Raw genomic sequence first — 17076 nt, 5'->3', positions numbered from 1 at the left:
CCGGGCCCCGCACGGGTCCGGTCCCTCTCGTGTCAGCCGATCAGCGGAACGGCGGGGTGTAGAGCAAGCCGCCCTGCGTCCACTGGGCATTCAGGCCGCGGGCCAGGCCGATGGGCGTCTGCTCGCCGATATTGGCCGCAAAGATCTCACCATAGTTGCCGTTGGCCAGGATCGCGCGGCGGGCCCATTCGGCGTCCAGGCCGATCATCGCGCCCAGTTCGTCCGTGGTGCCCAGCAGGCGCTGGACCTCGGGGTTGGTGGACGAACGCACCAGTTCCTCGATGTTGCGCGAGGTGACGCCGTATTCCTCGGCCGCGATCAGCGCGTTCAGCGTCCAGCGGGCGATGTCGCCCCAGTTGTTGTCGCCATGGCGCACGGCCGGCCCCAGCGGTTCCTTCGAGATGATCTCGGGCAGGATGATGTGGTTTTCCGGATCGGCAAAGGCCGCCCGGGTCGCGGCCAGGCCCGAGGCGTCGGTCGTGTAGGCGTCGCAGGCGCCGGCCATGTACTGCTGCTCGCCCTCGGCATTGCTGTCGATGTTGACGGGCGTGTAGGTCATGTTGTTGGCGCGGAAATAGTCGGCCAGGTTCAGCTCGGTCGTGGTGCCGGTCTGGATGCAGATCGTGGCGCCTTCCAGCTCCTTGGCCGAGGTCACGCCCAGGTCGCGACGCACCATGAAGCCTTGGCCGTCGTAATAGTTCACGCCCACGAAATCCAGCTTGAGGTCGGTATCGCGCGAATAGGTCCAGGTCGAGTTGCGCGCCAGCACGTCAACCTCGCCCGAGGACAGCGCGGTAAAGCGCGTCTGGCCGGTGGTGGGCACGAACTTGACCTTGCTCGGATCGCCCAGGACGGCTGCGGCCAGCGCCCGGCAATAGGCCACGTCGAAGCCGGTCCAGTTGCCGTTCGCATCCGGGGCGGCGAAACCGACCAGGCCGGTGTTCACGCCGCAGTTCAGCTCGCCGCGTTCCTTGACCTGAGCCAGGGTGGATCCCTCTTGGGCAAAGCCCGCGCCTGCAACCATGGTCGCAGCGGCCACCGTTCCCAGGAAAACCGATTTTTTCATTTCTACCTCTGTGTTGGAGCGTCCGTGGGCCGACCGTGGTCAACCGAACGCGGTCCCGACCGCATTCACGGCCCGTTTTTTTCTCATAGGACAGCGCAATCATGCAGCCCTAACAGGCGGTATTGTGCCGATACATGTTCATACGTCAAGGATGGCGTCCGCGACGGAAGGCGCTTTCAACTGCGGCGCGACAGATGCCACAGCCGCTCTGCCCATTCGATTGCCATCAGGCGGCCTTGCGCAGCCTCGCGCGCCTCCTCGTCCTCGCCCCACCGCTCGATCTGGAATTCCTCGTCGATGCGAGAGATCCGGTGCGCCTCGGCTCCGGTGATGCGGCCCCGGATCACGGCCAGGCCCAGGACCAGCGATCCGGGAATGGTCACCAGATCATGCAGGGCGGTCAGCCCCCACAGGTCCAGGGCTGCGACCTCGGCGCGCAGCCGCTGCAGCGCGGCCGGGTCCTGGTCGACGGGAATCACCCCATGCGTGATCCGCAGCGGCGCCCGCAACTCGACGGCAGCCCAGTCCACCAAGGGGTCCCAGCTGTCGGCCTGCCGCCGGATCAGGACCTCGGGCTCGGTCGCGCGATAGGACAGCAGGTCGGTCGCGCCATATTCGGTCAGCATGTCCGCCACCGCCTCGAACTGCGGGGCGACCTTTTCGATCGCGGAATTGGCCGCGCGGGTCAGGGGCATGGTGTGGGGCAGGATCTCGGCCTCCTGCGCCTGCCATTCGGCGGCAATGGCCTGGGCCAGATCCTCGGTCGGCAGGATCAGCGGCTGCTTGCCCGGCGTGCGCAGCTGGCGGTCGTCCAGCCGCACCTCCCATCCCTCGTCCGCCGGGCGGGTCGAGACCGCCTTCCAGAACCGCCGCGCCTTCCACTCGCTCATGCCGCCCACTCCTCGATGGCTTCCGTCAATGCCGCGAAATCCGGGACGATCCGCGCGGCGCCCGCCTCGGACAGGGCCGCGACCGGGTGATACCCCCAAGCGACGCCAAAGCCCGCCACGCCGGCCGCCCGCGCCATCTGCATGTCAAAGCTGGTGTCGCCGATCATCACCGCCCGCCCCGCCTCGGCCCCGGTCTCGGCCAGGGCCGACCACAGCATCGACGGATGCGGCTTGGAGGGATGCCCGTCCGCCGTCTGCAGGCTGAGAAACCGCCCCTCCAGCCGATGCGCGGCGATCATCGCGTCCAGGCCCCGCCGCGACTTGCCCGTGGCGATGGCCAGCAGCAGATCATCGCGCCCCGCCAGCCGGTCAAGACAGTCCAGCGCGCCGGGATAAAGCGGCGCCGCCTGGTTCAGCCGCGCCTTCATGAAGCTGTCCTTGTAGCCCTCGACGATCCGCGCCTGCGTGGGGACGTCGGCTTCGGGCGCCAGCTGCGCGATGGCCACCGGCAGGGACAGCCCGACGATGGTCAGCACCTGCGCCTTGGGCAGCGGCGTCAGCCCCGCCTGTTCAAAGGCAAATGCCATCGCGTGGTGGATGTGGTGCTGGCTGTCCACCAGCGTGCCATCCACGTCAAAGACGACAAGCCTCATTCGACCTCCGCGAAGGGATCGTCGGGCACGTCGTTCTCGTGCCAGCCCACCGATTTCCAGGTCCGCTGCATGTGTTCGGGCAGGGGCGCGGTCAGGGTCATGCGCTTCTTGGTGATGGGGTGGTCGAAGGTCAGGCTGCGGGCGTGCAGGTGCAGCTTCTTGCTGATCTCACCGCCCAGCTGCGCGCCCCAGCCATCGCCCAGGTTTTCCTGACCCGAGCCGCCGTATTTGCCGTCGCCCACGATCGGATGGCCCAGTTCGGCCATATGCGCGCGCAGCTGGTGCGTGCGCCCGGTAATCGGCACCAGCGCGCACCAGCTGGCCCGCGTTGCCAGCGCATCCAGCACGGCATAGTCGGTCGTGGCGCGCTTGGCGCCTTCGGTCTTGTCGATGTCGCGGGGATGGACCGCGATCATCTTCTCATTGTCGCCGCCCCGGCCGCTGCCGCCCTTGACCAGGCCATAGCGGATCGTGCCCATGCGCGGATGCGGGACGCCGGCGACCGCGGCCCAATAGATCTTGCGCGTGGTGCGCGACCGGAACGCCTCGGACAGCGCGCGCGCCACCCGGTCCGTGCGGGCCAGCAGCAGCACGCCCGACGTGTCCTTGTCCAGCCGGTGCACCAGCTTGGGCCGATCCTTGAAGCCGAACATCAGCGCCTCGGTCAGCCCGTCCACATGGCGGCTGCCCTGGCCGCTTCCGCCCTGGCTGGGCAGGCCCGGCGGCTTGTTCAGGGCGATGATATGCTCGTCCTTCCACAGGACCGCGGCCTGGATCATCTCGACATCGCTGTCCAGCATCCGGGGGCCAAGCGGGCGCGGCGCCCGTTCCTGGGCCGGCTGCGCATCCGGCAGCGGGGGGATGCGGATCTCCTGCCCCGTCTCGATCCGGGTGGCGGCCTTGGCGCGCCCGCCGTCCACGCGCAACTGGCCGGTCCGGCACATCTTTTCGACCGCCCCCTGCGTCAGCTGCGGAAAGCGCTTCTTCAGCCAGCGGTCGAGGCGCATCTCGCCCTCGTCCAGGCCGACCGTGATGGTCTGCACGCCGCTCATGCCCAAATTCCTCGTCCCAAGGCCAGCCCGGCCGTGACCGCCGCCAGCGACAGCAGGACCGATCCCGCCACATAGGCCAAGGCACCAGCGCCCTGGCCGCGTTCCCACATCGTCAGCACATCCAGCGAGAAGGCCGAAAAGGTGGTAAATCCCCCTAAGACGCCGGTCAGCAGCAGGGGCGCCCAAGCGGGCCCCAGCCGATGCGTCAGCAGCGCGGCCAGCAGACCCATCAGAAAGCTGCCCAGCACATTGACCAGCCCGGTCGCCAGCCAGGCCAGCGGCAGCGGCAGCGCGCGATACAGCGCATAGCGGCAGGTGGCGCCGATGGCGCCGCCGACGGCGACCTGAAGAAAGGGGTTCATCATGCCCGCGTCTGTGTGGCCGCCGTCGCGCAAAGTCAACCGCCGCGCTTCAGCCGCTGCTGCACGAACCAGTCCAGGCGGCGCTTCAGCTCGCGCTCAAAGCCGCGCTCGACCGGCGTGTAAAGGACCGGGCGCTTCAGCCCGTCGGGAAAATAGTTCTGGCCGCTGAACCCGTCCTCGGCATCGTGGTCATAGGCATAGCCCGCGCCATAGCCCTGGTCCTTCATCATCTTGGTGGGCGCGTTCAGGATATGGGCGGGGGGCATCAGGCTGCCGGTGCGCCGCGCCTCGGCGCGGGCGTTCTTGTAGGCGGCATAGCCGGCGTTGGATTTCGGGGCCAGCGCCAGGTAGATGACGGCCTGCCCCAAGGCCAGTTCCCCTTCAGGGCTGCCCAAGCGTTCATAGAGCGCCCAAGCATCCAGGCAGTGGCGCGCGGCGGCGGGGTCCGCCAGCCCGATATCCTCGATCGCCATCCGGGTGATGCGGCGCGCCAGATAGCGCGGGTCCTCGCCCCCCTCCAGCATCCGTGCCAGCCAGTACAGGGCCGCGTCCGGATCGCTGCCGCGCACCGATTTGTGCAGGGCCGAGATCAGGTTGTAATGCTCATCCCCCGACTTGTCGTATTTCGCCGCGCGCTTCATCAGCCGCTGCGCCAGCATGTCGGGATCGATCCTGGCCTCGGTCTTCCAGGCGGCGACCTGCTCGATCAGGTTCAGCGCGGCGCGGCCGTCGCCGTCCGCCATCTCCAACAGGGCCTCCCGGGCCTCGGCGGTCAGCGGCAGCTTGCGGTCCAGTTCGCGCTCGGCCCGTTGCGCCAGCAGCTCCAGATCGGCCAGCGACAGGCGCTCCAGCACGATCACTTGGGCGCGGGACAAGAGCGCCGCGTTCAGTTCGAAGGACGGGTTTTCCGTCGTGGCACCGACCAGCAGGATCGTGCCATCCTCCATATGCGGCAGAAAGCTGTCCTGCTGCGCCTTGTTGAAGCGGTGGATCTCATCGACGAAGAGCAGGGTCGCACGGCCCTGCTGGCGGCGCAGCTTGGCCGCGTCGAACACCTTGCGGAGTTCGGGAACCCCGGTGAAGATCGCGCTGATCTGAACGAAGGCCAGATCGGTCTCGTCCGCCAGCAGGCGGGCGATGGTGGTCTTGCCCACGCCGGGAGGCCCCCAGAGGATCAGCGAGGACAGGCTGCCCGAGGCCAGCATGCCGCCCAAGGGCCCATCCGGCCCCAGCACCCTGCCCTGCCCGATCACCTCGGACAGACGCGCGGGCCTGATGCGGTCGGCCAAGGGCCTGACCCCCGTCGCGGACGGGGGCTTCGGTGGCGGGTTGGTGTCGAAAAGATCAGCCATGGCAGCCCATTCTAGGCGCGGCCCGGCATCTGCAACAGCCCTGTTCGACGGGCGTTTGCGGTTAATGCATCTTGCCGGCCAGATCGATGGCCACGCATTGAAAATTAGCGTCGTCAATCCAAAGTTCGCGACCCAGGGCCTCGGCCTCCAGCCCGCAGCGCCCGTACCAGCGCGGCCAGTTCGCGCCGGTCAGCGCGATCAGCTTGGTGGCGCCCATGTCGCGCGCCGAGCTGGTCATCGCCTCGACCATCTTGAAATGCACCTTGCGGCGATACATCTGCGGGATCGAATGGCTGACGAAGACCCGCGAGCATTCCCAGACATGGGGATCGACCGGCGCCTTGTCATAAAGCAGATCCTGCGGGATAGAGCCTCCCAAGATGCCTTCCTGCGCATCCCGGATCATGTAGGAATAGATCCCGCAGCGCGCGATCGTGGGGGTCAGCCGGATGCCGGCCAGAACCTCGCCCATGTCATGGATGGCGATCCAGCGACTCTGGGGGGTGTCGTACTGGTCGAATTCCATGTCCTCCGCTTCGGGCAGATCCCAGTTCTTCTGGATGATGAAGCTCTGCTTGCGGGCGCGGAACAAATTGGCAAACAATTCGCCATGGTTATGTAAGTTCGAAAAAGACAATGTGGTTGTCTGCATTTGCTACTCCTGGGGTGTGAGGGCACCCTCCACGCCTCGCGGCCCCCCTCGGGCGACAACATCTACAGCAACCGGTACTCCTTGGCCCTCTGGAGCGCCTCGGCAGTCGTCCGCGCCTTCAGACGCTCCCGGACGGAAATCAATCTTGCCTTGAACGCGCTTTCGGTAATGCCAAGCTTGGCAGCCGCTGCTGCATGACGGTCACCCTCCGCAATGCATCGAAGGGCTTCTTTCTGAGCCTTGGTCAGGCTCGCCGGAGGCTCCGTCATCTCGTGAAGCCGCCAGACTGTGGTCGAGATCTCCTGGATCTCGGCATCGGTAAATTCGCGATCTCCGCGGGCGAACGAGGCGATCGTCCGGGACGCGATGGGCCCGTGCGACACCGTCAGCCCGAAGATCAGGCCATGGGCCGCCGCATCCTTGAGGATGTTGAACGGGTCAGGAATAGGCAGCGCCGACCATCTGCAGGCGCCAGTCGTTGAAAAGCCCCAGGCGATCGTCGGATCGCGCAGTGCATAGCCGTTCTGGGAATAGAACTCGGACCATTCCTCGGCATAGGTCTGGAATTGCATCAGGGGCGCAGCGAAACGGATGTGCAGCCCGACGAAATACCCCGACAAGGCAATCTTGCCGAGAGTTCGTAGACCGGCGTTTATGTCTGCGCGTGATGACATGGCTTTTTAGACAAATTGAAATTGTTTCGGTCAACGACGAATGTAGCTTTGCCCTCTTTTCGTTTCCAGTTGGTTAACGACCGACATTTTTCTTTCGAATACATGCGCCTCCCGCCCCGGAATCGCCGCCGAAGGGCGGGCAGTCCGTCTATCGATGATACAGATGGGAGCAGCGTCGCGGAAGCTGAAGAATTGTCCATTCCGCCACGTCAACCCGATCAAGTTGCATTAAAGTTCCCGATACGCAAAGGGCCCTGCCACGAACGACGTGGCAGGGCCCTGCATCTGGACGGTCTGGCCGGGATTATTCCTCGGCGGCCGCTTCGGCTTCCAGGCGCGCACGATCGGCGGCACCCTTGGCGGACGGATCGCGGTCGACCAGTTCGATGATGGCCATTGGCGCCATGTCGCCATAACGGAAACCGGCTTTCAGGATGCGGACGTAGCCGCCCTGACGGTCCTTGTAGCGGGCGCCCAGCTCGCCGAACAGCTTGGCGACGTGGATGTCCTGCTTCAGCTGCGCATCAGCCTGGCGGCGCGCATGCAGATCGCCGCGCTTGGCCAGCGTGATCAGCTTCTCGACGATCGGACGCAGTTCCTTGGCCTTGGGCAGGGTCGTCTTGATCTGCTCGTGCTCGATCAGCGAGCCGGCCATGTTGGCGAACAGCGCCTTGCGGTGCTCATGGGTGCGGTTGAGGCGGCGGTAGCCACGGGCGTGACGCATGATGTGTCTCCTTTACGTCTTTTGCTTTGTCCGGCAGCCCATGCGTGCGGGCCGCTCTCCTTGGGGCGGAATGCCCAGGGCGGCGGGGCGCCTTAGGGCGCCCCGCCAAAAGATCAGAACTGATCGTCGAACCGCTTGGCCAGGTCCTCGATGTTCTCCGGCGGCCAGTCGACGACGTCCATGCCCAGGTGCAGGCCCATGCCCGACAGAACTTCCTTGATCTCGTTCAAGGACTTGCGGCCAAAGTTCGGGGTCCGCAGCATCTCGGCCTCGGTCTTCTGGATCAGGTCGCCGATATAGACGATGTTGTCGTTCTTCAGGCAGTTGGCCGAACGCACCGACAGTTCCAGCTCGTCCACCTTCTTCAGCAGGCGCGGATCGAATTCCAGACCCTCGTCGCTGTCCTGGCGGGTGGCCGATTCGGGTTCGTCGAAGTTGACAAAGACCGACAGCTGATCCTGGACGATGCGCGCGGCATAGGCCACGGCGTCTTCCGGCGTCAGCGAACCGTCCGTCTCGATCTTCATGGTCAGCTTGTCATAGTCCAGAACCTGGCCCTCGCGGGTGGGCTGGACTTCGTAGCTGACGCGCTTGACCGGCGAGAAGATCGCGTCGATCGGGATCAGGCCGATGGGCGCATCTTCGGGACGGTTCTTGTCTGCGGCGACATAGCCCTTGCCCGTCTGCACGGTCAGTTCCATGTTCAGTTCCGCACCGTCATCCAGATGGCAGATGACATGCTCGCGGTTCAGGACGGTGATGCCGGCGGTTTCCTGGATGTCGCTGGCCTTGACCTCGCCCGGACCCTTGGCGGACAGCGTCAGGCGCTTGGGGCCCTCGACGTCCATCTTCAGGGTCACGCCCTTCAGGTTCAACACGATGTCGGTCACGTCCTCGCGGACCCCGGCAACGCTGCTGAACTCGTGCAGGACATTGTCGATCTGCACGGCGGTGATGGCACCGCCCTGCAGCGACGACAGCAGCACGCGGCGCAGCGCGTTGCCCAGGGTCAGGCCGAAGCCCCGCTCCAGCGGCTCGGCGACCAGCGTCGCGGTGCGGGTCGCGTCGGCGCCCGGCTTGACGACCAGCTGGGTCGGCTTGATCAGTTCGGCCCAATTCTTGTGGATCATGGATTTTCCTCCATACCTGTCCCCGACCCATGACCAAGGCCGGAAACGCCCGAGGTGAAATGCGAAAGTCCGGCCCGCGCGAAATCGCCGCGCGGACCGGTCAAGAATGATCCAGGATCAGACGCGGCGACGCTTCGGCGGGCGGCAGCCGTTATGGGCGATCGGCGTCACGTCACGGATGGCCGTGATGTTGAAGCCGGCGGCTGCCAGAGCGCGCAGCGCCGATTCGCGGCCCGAACCGGGGCCCTGAACTTCGACGTCGATGGTGCGGACGCCATGTTCCTGAGCCTTGCGGGCCGCGTCCTCGGCAGCCATCTGGGCGGCATAAGGGGTCGACTTGCGCGAACCCTTGAAGCCCATGGTGCCGGCCGAGGACCACGCGATCGCGTTGCCCTGGACGTCCGAGATCAGAATCTTGGTGTTGTTGAAGCTGGAATTCACATGCGCAACGCCGGTGGCGATGTTCTTGCGTTCCTTGCGCTTCATGCGGGTCTTGTCACGTGCCATGTCGCTTGCCCCTTACTTCTTCTTGCCGGCGATCGGCTTCGCCGGGCCCTTGCGGGTGCGGGCATTGGTGTGCGTGCGCTGGCCGCGAACCGGCAGGCCGCGACGGTGACGCAGGCCACGATACGAACCAAGGTCCATCATGCGCTTGATGTTCATCTGAACTTCGCGGCGCAGATCGCCTTCGACGGTCAGGTTGGCATCGATATATTCGCGGATGGCCAGAACTTCGGCGTCGGACAGTTCGTTGACGCGGCGCGTGCGGTCGATACCGACGCCTTCGCAGATCTGTTCGGCGTACATGTCACCGATGCCGTGGATATAGGTCAGGGCGATGGGGACACGTTTCCCCGTCGGAATGTTGACGCCAGCAATACGAGCCACGCGTTTTCCTTTTCAGTTGCGGTTCCGTAGCACCGGAACCTTTTTTCACAACGCAAGGCCCGAAAGCCATGCCTTCGGGCCAATCGATGGTCCACCCGCAAACCGGGTGATTCTCTTGCGAGATGCCGTGACTTATCGGCACATCACGTCAAGGTCAAGCCTTGGCGCCGGTCCCGTCCAGGGCCGCCGCAATCTGGGCGGAGACCTCGTCCATCTCGGCCAGACCGTCGACTTGGGTCAGCTTGTCCTTGGCGTAATAGTAGCCGATCAGCGGCGACGTCTTCTTGTAGTATTCCAGCAGCCGCGTCTTGAGGCTGTCCTCGTTGTCGTCGGCGCGACGCTTGAGATCGGTGGAGCCGCAGACGTCGCAGACGCCCTCGACTTTGGTGGGCTTGGTCTGATCATGATAGACCTCGCCGCAATTGCCGCAGGTGAAGCGGCCGGTGATGCGGCGCACCAGCGCCTCGTCATCGACCTGCATCTCGATCACCGCGTCCAGCGACATGCCGGTCTCGGACAGAAGCTGCCCCAAGGCATCGGCCTGGGCCAGCGTGCGGGGAAAGCCGTCGAAAATGAAGCCGGCACCGCCGCCGGCCAGCTGCTCGCGGATCAGGCCGATGACGATCTCGTCCGTGACCAGCTGACCGCGATCCATGACCTCGGCCACCCGCTTGCCCATCTCGGTGCCCGAACTGCGGGCAGCCCGCAGCATGTCACCGGTCGACAGCTGGACCATGTCCCGATCTTCGACCAGGCGACGTGCCTGGGTGCCTTTTCCGGCGCCAGGCGGGCCAAGCAGGATGATGTTGATGGTCATGGCGTCTGTCCCCCTCAGTCGGCCCTTGTGTCGGCCTTGTCTGTTGCGGTGCGGGCCGTGACCGGCCCACCCAGTTGGCCTCCGATCAGCGTCGCGACGGCAAGCGGCGCGGCTTGGCGGTGCCGGGTTTGCGTTTACCACGCAGCTGCGATTTCTCAATCAGCCCTTCGTACTGGTGGGCCAGCAGGTGGCTCTGGACCTGGTTGATCGTGTCCATCGTCACCGACACCACGATCAGCACCGAGGTGCCGCCCAGATAGACCGGGATCGACAGCTGCGTGCGCAGGATCTCGGGCATCAGGCAGACGAGCGCCAGATAGGCCGAGCCGATCACCAGCACGCGGTTGACCACGTAATCCAGATATTCCTGCGTCCGCTTGCCCGGCCGGATGCCCGGAATGAAGCCGCCCTGGTTCTTGAGGTTGTCGGCCACGTCATCAGTCTTGAACGAGACGTTCTGCGTGTAGAAATAGGTGAAGAACACGATCATCGACGCGAAGAACAGCAGGTAGAGCGGCTGACCGGGACCGAAATAGGCCAGGATCACCGACATGATCGGCCCGGTCTCGTTGCCCGAGAAGGTCGAGATGGTGATCGGCAGCAGCAGCAGCGAACTGGCGAAGATCGCGGGGATCACGCCGGCCGGGTTCACCTTCACCGGCAGGTGGCTGGACTGGCCGTCATAGACCTTCATGCCGACCTGGCGCCGCGGATACTGGATGCGGATCTTGCGCAGCGCCCGCTCCATGAAGACGACGAAGGCGATGATGGCGATCAGCATGACGATCACGAACAGGATGACCGGGGTCGAGATGGCGCCCGTCCGGCCCTGCTGGAAGAAGTTGGCCAGCGAAGCCGGCACCTCGGCCAGAATGCCCACGAAGATGATCAGCGAGATGCCGTTGCCGACGCCGCGGGCGGTGATCTGCTCGCCCAGCCACATCAGGAACATGGTGCCGCCGACCAGCGTGATCACCACGGAGGCTTGGAAGAACAGCCCGGCCTCATGCGCGAGGCCCCCGGCCTCGAGGCTGCGGGCCAGACCATAGGCCTGGAACAGCGCCAGCGCGACCGTGCCGTAGCGGGTGTACTGGTTGATCTTCTTGCGGCCCTGCTCGCCTTCCTTCTTCAGCTGCTCCAGCGACGGGACCATCGAGGTCAGCAGCTGCACGATGATCGAGGCCGAGATATAGGGCATGATGCCCAGGGCAAAGACGCCCATGCGGCCAAGGGCGCCGCCGGTGAACATCGACAGCATGCCGCCGATGCCGGACTGGGCCTGGTCCATGAAGTTGCGCAGCGCCGCCCCGTCGATGCCCGGGACGGGAATATAGGTCCCGAGGCGATACATGATCAGCACGCCGATCGTGAACCAGATCCTCTGGCGAAGTTCCGTGGCCTTTCCGAGCTGCCCCCAAGAGAGGTTCGCGGCCATCTGTTCTGCGGCTGACGCCATATGAAGTCCGTCCCGTGTCATGACAGCGCCGCCGACCCGTTTTCGCGGGGACCGGCGGCGCCTGAAAACCTAGATGCTATCTATGGGGCGGGAAAGCCCCGATCAACAGCTTATTCGGCCGACGCCGCGACTGCGGGCAGCGTGACCTTGCCGCCGAGCTTCTCGACCGCCTCGACGGCCGCCTTCGAGGCGCCGGTGACGACGATTGTCAGGCCGGACTTCAGTTCGCCCTTCGCCAGCAGACGGATGCCGTCCAGCTTGCGGCGCACCAGGCCCGAGGCGACCAGCGCATCTTCCGTCAGTTCGGCCGAGCCGTCGATCTTGCCCGCATCGATGAAGCCCTGGATCTGGCCCAGGTTCACGACGGCGAAGGACTTGGCGTTCGGCTTGGTGAAGCCGCGCTTGGGCAGGCGGCGATAGAGCGGCATCTGGCCGCCTTCGTAACCGTTCAGCGCAACGCCCGAACGCGAGTTCTGGCCCTTGATACCCCGGCCGGCGGTCTTGCCCTTGCCCGAGCCGGGACCACGCGCCACGCGCTTCTTCTTGCGGTTGGCGCCTTCGTTGTCGCGGATTTCATGCAGTTTCATATCGCTTCTCCTTCGCCGGACGCACCCTCGAAGCGAAACAGGGGGCCACGGCATTTATTGGTTCTTGAGTCGGTGTACCGGTCGGCACCGGCGCCCTATACGCCCAAATCCCGCAGCTTTCAAGCGATGCGAAAAGCACGGCCGCCTCACCCTGAGGCCGTCACACCGGTTTGTGTCTTGAGCGCGGCGCGCGGCTTGTTAGGCCGGGGGCAGCACGCTTCACAACCGAGACCGCCATGACCCTACCGCGAGTTCTTCCTGCCGCCCTCCTGTTCCTGGCCGCCACCGCCTCGTTGGGTGCCGAACCGACGCTCTGCACCGCCCGCATCAATGCCAAGGACGTGGTCCTGGGCTATGACAAAGACGAAGCCCGGCTTGGCGACACCTATTCGCGCCGCGAACTGCTGGCGACGCGATGGGGCCGTCACGACTGCCCCAGCTATGTCGTGCTGCGCAGCCTGACGCCGGAACTGAGCGACGAGGAGCGCCTGCCCTTCTGCCTGCGCTTCGATGCCGAAAGCGAATCGGTCGCAGGCTACGACCTCGGGCCGCGCGATGCCTGGGGCCGCTGCAGGCAGGCCTCCCGATCCGTCTGCAACCGGGTGAACCAGACGACAGGCGCCGCCGGCGCGCTGACCTCGGCGGCGGCCCGTCGCTCGGTCCAGGGGCTGCAGGCCCTGCCGGACGGATCAGGGGCGGTGATCCTCAGCGGCACCGGAACCGCGATCTCGGGCGCGCTGGCCTCGCTCGGCGGCGCGGCGGCGGCGGTGGCCGCCTCGCCGGTGCTGCTGACGGGCGCGGCCGTGTCGGTCGTGGCCGTGGGCGGCACGCTCTATGCCTGCCACGAAGGCGAATAACCCCTGCCGCTGCCCTTGCCCGCCGGAATGCAAAACGCCCCGCTTTCGCGGGGCGTCTCTGTCACCAAGCCAATTAGCTCAGTTCTTTTCTTCGATGATGGTCACCAGATGCGGGATCTTGTTGACCATGCCGCGCACGGACGGAGTGTCCTCCAGCTCCCGCGTGCGGTTCATCTTGTTCAGGCCCAAGCCCTTCAGCGTGGCACGCTGGTCGGCAGGGCGACGGATCGGAGAACCGATCTGCTTCACGACGATGGTTGCCATCAGTCTTGCTCCTTACGCTTCGACAGCGGCGTCAGCCGGCTTGTCGCCCGAATTGGGGGCCGAGGGCAGGATGTCGGCCACCTTCTTGCCGCGACGCTGCGCGACCGAACGGGGGCTCGATTCCTTCTTCAGACCGTCCAGCGTGGCCCGGATCATGTTGTAGGGGTTCTGCGACCCCTGCGACTTGGCCACGACGTCCTGGACGCCCAGCATCTCGAACACGGCGCGCATCGGACCGCCGGCGATGATGCCGGTGCCCGGAACGGCGGTGCGCATGATCACCTTGCCGGCGCCATGACGACCTTCGATGTCATGGTGCAGGGTGCGGCCGTCACGCAGCGGGACGCGGACCAGGCTGCGCTTGGCCTGCTCGGTGGCCTTGCGGATCGCCTCGGGGACCTCCTTGGCCTTGCCCTTGCCGAAGCCAACGCGGCCACGCTGGTCGCCCACGACGACCAGAGCTGCAAAGCCGAAGCGCTTGCCACCCTTAACGGTCTTCGACACGCGGTTGATCGCAACAAGGCGATCTTGGAATTCCGGGTTCTCTTCGCGCTCTTCGCGGCGACCCCGGCGGTTGTCACGTTCTGCCATGAGGCATTCCTTGTAAGGTGGCGCGCCGAACGCGCCCATTATGTCAATCCAGGTGGACCCGCGACAGGGCCGCGGGTCCCCGGATCATCGGGGCGGCGCAGACGCCGCCCGCAGGATCAGAACTTCAGCCCGCCTTCGCGCGCTGCCTCGGCCAAGGCCTTGATCTTGCCGTGGAAGATGAAGCCGCCGCGGTCGAAGACGACTTCTTCCACGCCGGCAGCCTTCGCACGCTCGGCGATCGCCGAACCGATCTTGGCCGCGGCCTCGACATTGTTCTTGCCCACCAGACCAAAGTCCTTCTCCAGCGTGCTGGCCGAGGCCAGGGTCACGCCGTTCAGGTCGTCGATGACCTGAACCGAGATGTTCTTCGAAGACCGGTGAACCGACAGCCGCGGGCGGCCGTTCGACATAGCCCGCAGTTTGTTCCGCACGCGCAGGCGGCGCTTCTGGAACAGCTCTTGCTTTTTCAGTGCCATTTCATGCGCCCCTTACTTCTTCTTGCCTTCCTTGCGGAAGACATACTCGCCCTTGTAGCGGATGCCCTTGCCCTTGTAGGGCTCGGGGCGGCGCCACTCGCGGATGTTCGCGGCAACCTGACCAACCAGCTGCTGGTCGATGCCTTCCACAACGATTTCGGTCTGCTTCGGCGCCGTGATCGTGACGCCCTGCGGCACCTCGAAGTTCACGTCGTGCGAATAGCCCAGAGCCAGCTTCAGGACATTGCCCTGCATCGTGGCGCGGTAACCCACGCCCTGGATCTCCAGCTCTTTCTTGAAGCCCGTCGACACGCCGGTCGTCAGGTTCTCGATCATCGAGCGGGTCATCCCCCACTGCTGGCGCGCGCGCTTGGAGGCGCCGCGCGGCTTGACCGCGACGGAGCCGTCTTCCAGCACCAGGTCCACATCGTCGGTCGCCGTGAAGCTGCGGGTCCCTTTCGGGCCCTTCACTTCAATGGTCTGACCCTTGATCTCGGCCGTCACGCCCTGGGGCAGTTCGACCGGCTTCTTACCAATCCGAGACATTCTGCCCTCCTTAGAACACGGTGCAGAGGACTTCACCGCCAACATTGGCAGTGCGAGCCGCTGCATCCGACATGACGCCCTTGGGAGTCGAGACGATCGAGACGCCCAGACCCTGACGGACCTGCGGGATTTCCTTGGCACCGGCATAGACGCGGCGACCAGGCTTCGACACGCGCGACAGTTCCCGGATGACCGGGGTGCCGTCGTGGTACTTCAGCCCGATTTCCAGCTCCTTGTGGCCGGCATCGGTGGTCACTTCCTCGTAGCCGCGGATGTAACCTTCGTTCTTCAGCACGTCCAGAACCCAGGCACGCAGCTTGGAGGCGGGGGTGCGGACGGTCGATTTGCCGCGCATCTGCGCATTGCGGATGCGGGTCAGCATATCGCCGAGAGGATCGTTCATCATTCCCTGTTCCCCCTTACCAGCTGGACTTGACCAGGCCGGGGATCTGACCTTGCGAGCCCAGCTCGCGCAGCATGATCCGCGACAGTTTCAGTTTGCGGTAATACGCGTGCGGACGACCGGTCAGTTGGCACCGGTTGTGCAGACGCACGGCCGACGAGTTGCGCGGCAGTTCGGCCAGCTTCAGCGTGGCCTTGAAGCGCTCTTCCATCGGACGGGACTGGTCATGGATGACCTCGTTCAGTTCAGCACGCTTTGCAGCGTACTGCTGGACCAGACGCTCGCGCTTCTTCTCGCGCTCGATCATGGATTTCTTTGCCATATCTTCTTTCCCTCCGCGATCAGCTGGTGAACGGCATGTTGAAATGCTTCAACAGCGACTTCGCTTCCGCGTCGGTCTTCGCGTTGGTGCAGATGATGATGTCCATCCCCAGAACTTCGTCGACCTTGTCGAAGTTGATCTCCGGGAACACGATGTGTTCTTTCAGGCCCATCGCATAATTGCCACGGCCGTCGAAGGACGAACCCTTGACGCCGCGGAAGTCGCGGACGCGCGGCAGTGCGATGTTGATCAGGCGGTCCAGGAACTCGTACATGCGGTCGCCGCGCAGGGTCACCTTGCAGCCGAGCGGCATTTCTTCACGAACGCGGAAGCCGGCGATCGACTTCTTGGCATGCGTGATGACAGCCTTCTGACCGGCGATCAGCGACAGCTCTTCAGCGGCCTGCTTGACCTTCTTGGTGTCCTTGACGGCTTCGCCGACGCCCATGTTCAGGACGATCTTGTCCAGACGCGGGATCTGCATGTCGTTCGAGTAACCGAACTCTTCCTTCAGCGCGGCGCGGATCTTGTCACGGAATTCCGCGCGCAGGCGGGGCGTGTACTTGGTGGCGTCCAGCATCAGATCACGTCTCCCGTGGTCTTGGCGAAACGGACCTTCTTGCCGTCTTCCATGCGGAAGCCGACGCGGGTCGCTTTGCCGTCCTTGTCCATCAGCGCCAGGTTCGACAGGTCGATCGGCATGGCCTTCGGCACACGACCGCCCTGGCTGTTCTGCGACTGCCGGGTGTGGCGGATGGCGACGTTCACGCCTTCCACGATGGCCTTGTTGTCCTTGGGCATGACAGCGGCGATCTCACCCTGCTTGCCCTTGTCCTTGCCGGCCAGAACGACGACCTTGTCGCCTTTTTTCAGCTTGGCAGCCATCACAGCACCTCCGGCGCAAGCGAGATGATCTTCATGAAGTTCTTGGCCCGCAGCTCGCGCACGACCGGCCCGAAGATACGGGTGCCGACCGGTTCGCCCTGGTTGTTCAGGATGACGGCGGCATTGCGGTCGAAGCGGATTGAGGTGCCGTCTTCACGGTTCACTTCTTTCGCGGTGCGGACGACGACGGCCTTGCGGACGTCACCTTTCTTGACCCGGCCCCGCGGGATGGCTTCCTTGACGGACACGACGATGATGTCGCCCACCGACGCATAGCGACGGTGCGAACCACCCAGGACCTTGATGCACTGAACCCGGCGAGCGCCGGAGTTGTCAGCAACATCCAGATTGGTCTGCATCTGGATCATTTGGTTTCTCCCGACCTTTGGAGACCGCCAGCAGCGGCCCCAGGGTTTCGATCATTTCTGA

25 protein-coding genes are annotated in these 17076 nt (G+C 64.9%); 1 reads left to right on the top strand and 24 read right to left on the bottom strand.

The annotated features are described in order from the left end of the window. Positions 1-40: 40 nt before the first annotated feature. The 15 genes from ACZ2G3_RS02755 to rplO form a co-directional block, all read right to left on the bottom strand. Positions 41-1066 (bottom strand): amino acid ABC transporter substrate-binding protein, encoded by a 1026-nt coding sequence (locus tag ACZ2G3_RS02755; protein ID WP_419271389.1) that lies wholly within the window; start codon positions 1064-1066, stop codon positions 41-43. A gap of 176 nt (positions 1067-1242) precedes the next feature. Further along, positions 1243-1956, bottom strand: coding sequence for an ATP12 family chaperone protein (locus ACZ2G3_RS02750; RefSeq protein ID WP_470397489.1), 714 nt, complete (start codon positions 1954-1956; stop codon positions 1243-1245). Then, positions 1953-2609 carry an HAD-IA family hydrolase gene (locus tag ACZ2G3_RS02745; RefSeq protein WP_470397487.1) on the bottom strand — a complete coding sequence of 219 codons (657 nt, stop codon included), beginning with the start codon at positions 2607-2609 and terminating at the stop codon, positions 1953-1955. The genes ACZ2G3_RS02750 and ACZ2G3_RS02745 overlap by 4 nt, the downstream gene beginning before the upstream one ends. After that, the gene (locus ACZ2G3_RS02740; RefSeq protein WP_470397485.1) at positions 2606-3661 is read right to left on the bottom strand and encodes an RluA family pseudouridine synthase; all 1056 of its coding nucleotides are present in this window, start codon (positions 3659-3661) and stop codon (positions 2606-2608) included. Before ACZ2G3_RS02740 ends, ACZ2G3_RS02745 begins: the two co-directional genes overlap by 4 nt. Continuing rightward, complete coding sequence (locus ACZ2G3_RS02735) at positions 3658-4026, bottom strand: fluoride efflux transporter FluC (RefSeq protein WP_470397483.1); 369 nt, start codon at positions 4024-4026, stop codon at positions 3658-3660. The genes ACZ2G3_RS02740 and ACZ2G3_RS02735 overlap by 4 nt, the downstream gene beginning before the upstream one ends. Before the next feature lie 32 nt (positions 4027-4058). Next, positions 4059-5375, bottom strand: a complete 1317-nt coding sequence (locus tag ACZ2G3_RS02730; protein ID WP_419271394.1) for a replication-associated recombination protein A — start codon at positions 5373-5375, stop codon at positions 4059-4061. A gap of 61 nt (positions 5376-5436) precedes the next feature. Then, entirely contained in the window at positions 5437-6027 is a 591-nt protein-coding gene (locus tag ACZ2G3_RS02725) for an acyl-homoserine-lactone synthase (protein ID WP_419271395.1), read from the bottom strand. A gap of 62 nt (positions 6028-6089) precedes the next feature. Next, a complete protein-coding gene (locus tag ACZ2G3_RS02720; RefSeq protein ID WP_419271396.1) occupies positions 6090-6701 on the bottom strand; it encodes a helix-turn-helix transcriptional regulator in 612 nt (203 codons plus the stop codon). A gap of 304 nt (positions 6702-7005) precedes the next feature. Further along, positions 7006-7425 carry a 50S ribosomal protein L17 gene (gene rplQ / locus ACZ2G3_RS02715; RefSeq protein WP_111299693.1) on the bottom strand — a complete coding sequence of 140 codons (420 nt, stop codon included), beginning with the start codon at positions 7423-7425 and terminating at the stop codon, positions 7006-7008. 113 nt (positions 7426-7538) lie between these two features. Continuing rightward, the gene (locus ACZ2G3_RS02710) at positions 7539-8555 is read right to left on the bottom strand and encodes a DNA-directed RNA polymerase subunit alpha (RefSeq protein ID WP_111299692.1); all 1017 of its coding nucleotides are present in this window, start codon (positions 8553-8555) and stop codon (positions 7539-7541) included. 117 nt (positions 8556-8672) lie between these two features. Then, positions 8673-9062 (bottom strand): 30S ribosomal protein S11, encoded by a 390-nt coding sequence (gene rpsK, locus ACZ2G3_RS02705; RefSeq protein ID WP_111299691.1) that lies wholly within the window; start codon positions 9060-9062, stop codon positions 8673-8675. A 12-nt stretch (positions 9063-9074) separates the two neighbouring features. After that, complete coding sequence (rpsM, locus tag ACZ2G3_RS02700; protein ID WP_111299690.1) at positions 9075-9443, bottom strand: 30S ribosomal protein S13; 369 nt, start codon at positions 9441-9443, stop codon at positions 9075-9077. Between the two features lie 154 nt (positions 9444-9597). Further along, on the bottom strand, positions 9598-10260 hold the full coding sequence (locus ACZ2G3_RS02695; protein WP_470397478.1) for an adenylate kinase: 663 nt from the start codon (positions 10258-10260) through the stop codon (positions 9598-9600). A gap of 85 nt (positions 10261-10345) precedes the next feature. Next, positions 10346-11716 carry a preprotein translocase subunit SecY gene (secY, locus tag ACZ2G3_RS02690; RefSeq protein WP_470397476.1) on the bottom strand — a complete coding sequence of 457 codons (1371 nt, stop codon included), beginning with the start codon at positions 11714-11716 and terminating at the stop codon, positions 10346-10348. A 110-nt stretch (positions 11717-11826) separates the two neighbouring features. After that, positions 11827-12303 (bottom strand): 50S ribosomal protein L15, encoded by a 477-nt coding sequence (gene rplO / locus ACZ2G3_RS02685; RefSeq protein ID WP_470397474.1) that lies wholly within the window; start codon positions 12301-12303, stop codon positions 11827-11829. Positions 12304-12539: 236 nt separating this feature from the next. On the opposite strand from rplO, the gene ACZ2G3_RS02680 reads away from it, so the two are divergent. Further along, a complete protein-coding gene (locus ACZ2G3_RS02680; RefSeq protein WP_470397472.1) occupies positions 12540-13160 on the top strand; it encodes a hypothetical protein in 621 nt (206 codons plus the stop codon). A gap of 78 nt (positions 13161-13238) precedes the next feature. On the opposite strand, the gene rpmD is transcribed toward ACZ2G3_RS02680, so the two are convergent. The 9 genes from rpmD to rplN form a co-directional block, all read right to left on the bottom strand. Further along, positions 13239-13427 (bottom strand): 50S ribosomal protein L30, encoded by a 189-nt coding sequence (rpmD, locus tag ACZ2G3_RS02675; protein WP_111299685.1) that lies wholly within the window; start codon positions 13425-13427, stop codon positions 13239-13241. Between the two features lie 9 nt (positions 13428-13436). Next, positions 13437-14015 carry a 30S ribosomal protein S5 gene (rpsE, locus tag ACZ2G3_RS02670; RefSeq protein WP_419271401.1) on the bottom strand — a complete coding sequence of 193 codons (579 nt, stop codon included), beginning with the start codon at positions 14013-14015 and terminating at the stop codon, positions 13437-13439. A 116-nt stretch (positions 14016-14131) separates the two neighbouring features. After that, complete coding sequence (gene rplR, locus ACZ2G3_RS02665) at positions 14132-14491, bottom strand: 50S ribosomal protein L18 (RefSeq protein WP_111299683.1); 360 nt, start codon at positions 14489-14491, stop codon at positions 14132-14134. A 12-nt stretch (positions 14492-14503) separates the two neighbouring features. After that, positions 14504-15037, bottom strand: coding sequence for a 50S ribosomal protein L6 (gene rplF / locus ACZ2G3_RS02660; RefSeq protein WP_419271402.1), 534 nt, complete (start codon positions 15035-15037; stop codon positions 14504-14506). 10 nt (positions 15038-15047) lie between these two features. Then, on the bottom strand, positions 15048-15440 hold the full coding sequence (gene rpsH, locus ACZ2G3_RS02655) for a 30S ribosomal protein S8 (RefSeq protein WP_419271403.1): 393 nt from the start codon (positions 15438-15440) through the stop codon (positions 15048-15050). A gap of 16 nt (positions 15441-15456) precedes the next feature. Further along, on the bottom strand, positions 15457-15762 hold the full coding sequence (gene rpsN, locus ACZ2G3_RS02650) for a 30S ribosomal protein S14 (RefSeq protein ID WP_419271404.1): 306 nt from the start codon (positions 15760-15762) through the stop codon (positions 15457-15459). A gap of 19 nt (positions 15763-15781) precedes the next feature. Further along, complete coding sequence (gene rplE, locus ACZ2G3_RS02645) at positions 15782-16342, bottom strand: 50S ribosomal protein L5 (RefSeq protein WP_419271405.1); 561 nt, start codon at positions 16340-16342, stop codon at positions 15782-15784. Beyond that, on the bottom strand, positions 16342-16647 hold the full coding sequence (gene rplX, locus ACZ2G3_RS02640) for a 50S ribosomal protein L24 (RefSeq protein WP_111299679.1): 306 nt from the start codon (positions 16645-16647) through the stop codon (positions 16342-16344). Before rplX ends, rplE begins: the two co-directional genes overlap by 1 nt. Then, positions 16647-17015, bottom strand: coding sequence for a 50S ribosomal protein L14 (gene rplN / locus ACZ2G3_RS02635; protein WP_022708219.1), 369 nt, complete (start codon positions 17013-17015; stop codon positions 16647-16649). The genes rplX and rplN overlap by 1 nt, the downstream gene beginning before the upstream one ends. Positions 17016-17076 lie beyond the last annotated feature (61 nt).

It is taken from the genome of Paracoccus sp. KKT209 (genome assembly GCF_055635455.1).
This window is presented reverse-complemented; position numbering and strand designations above follow the sequence as displayed.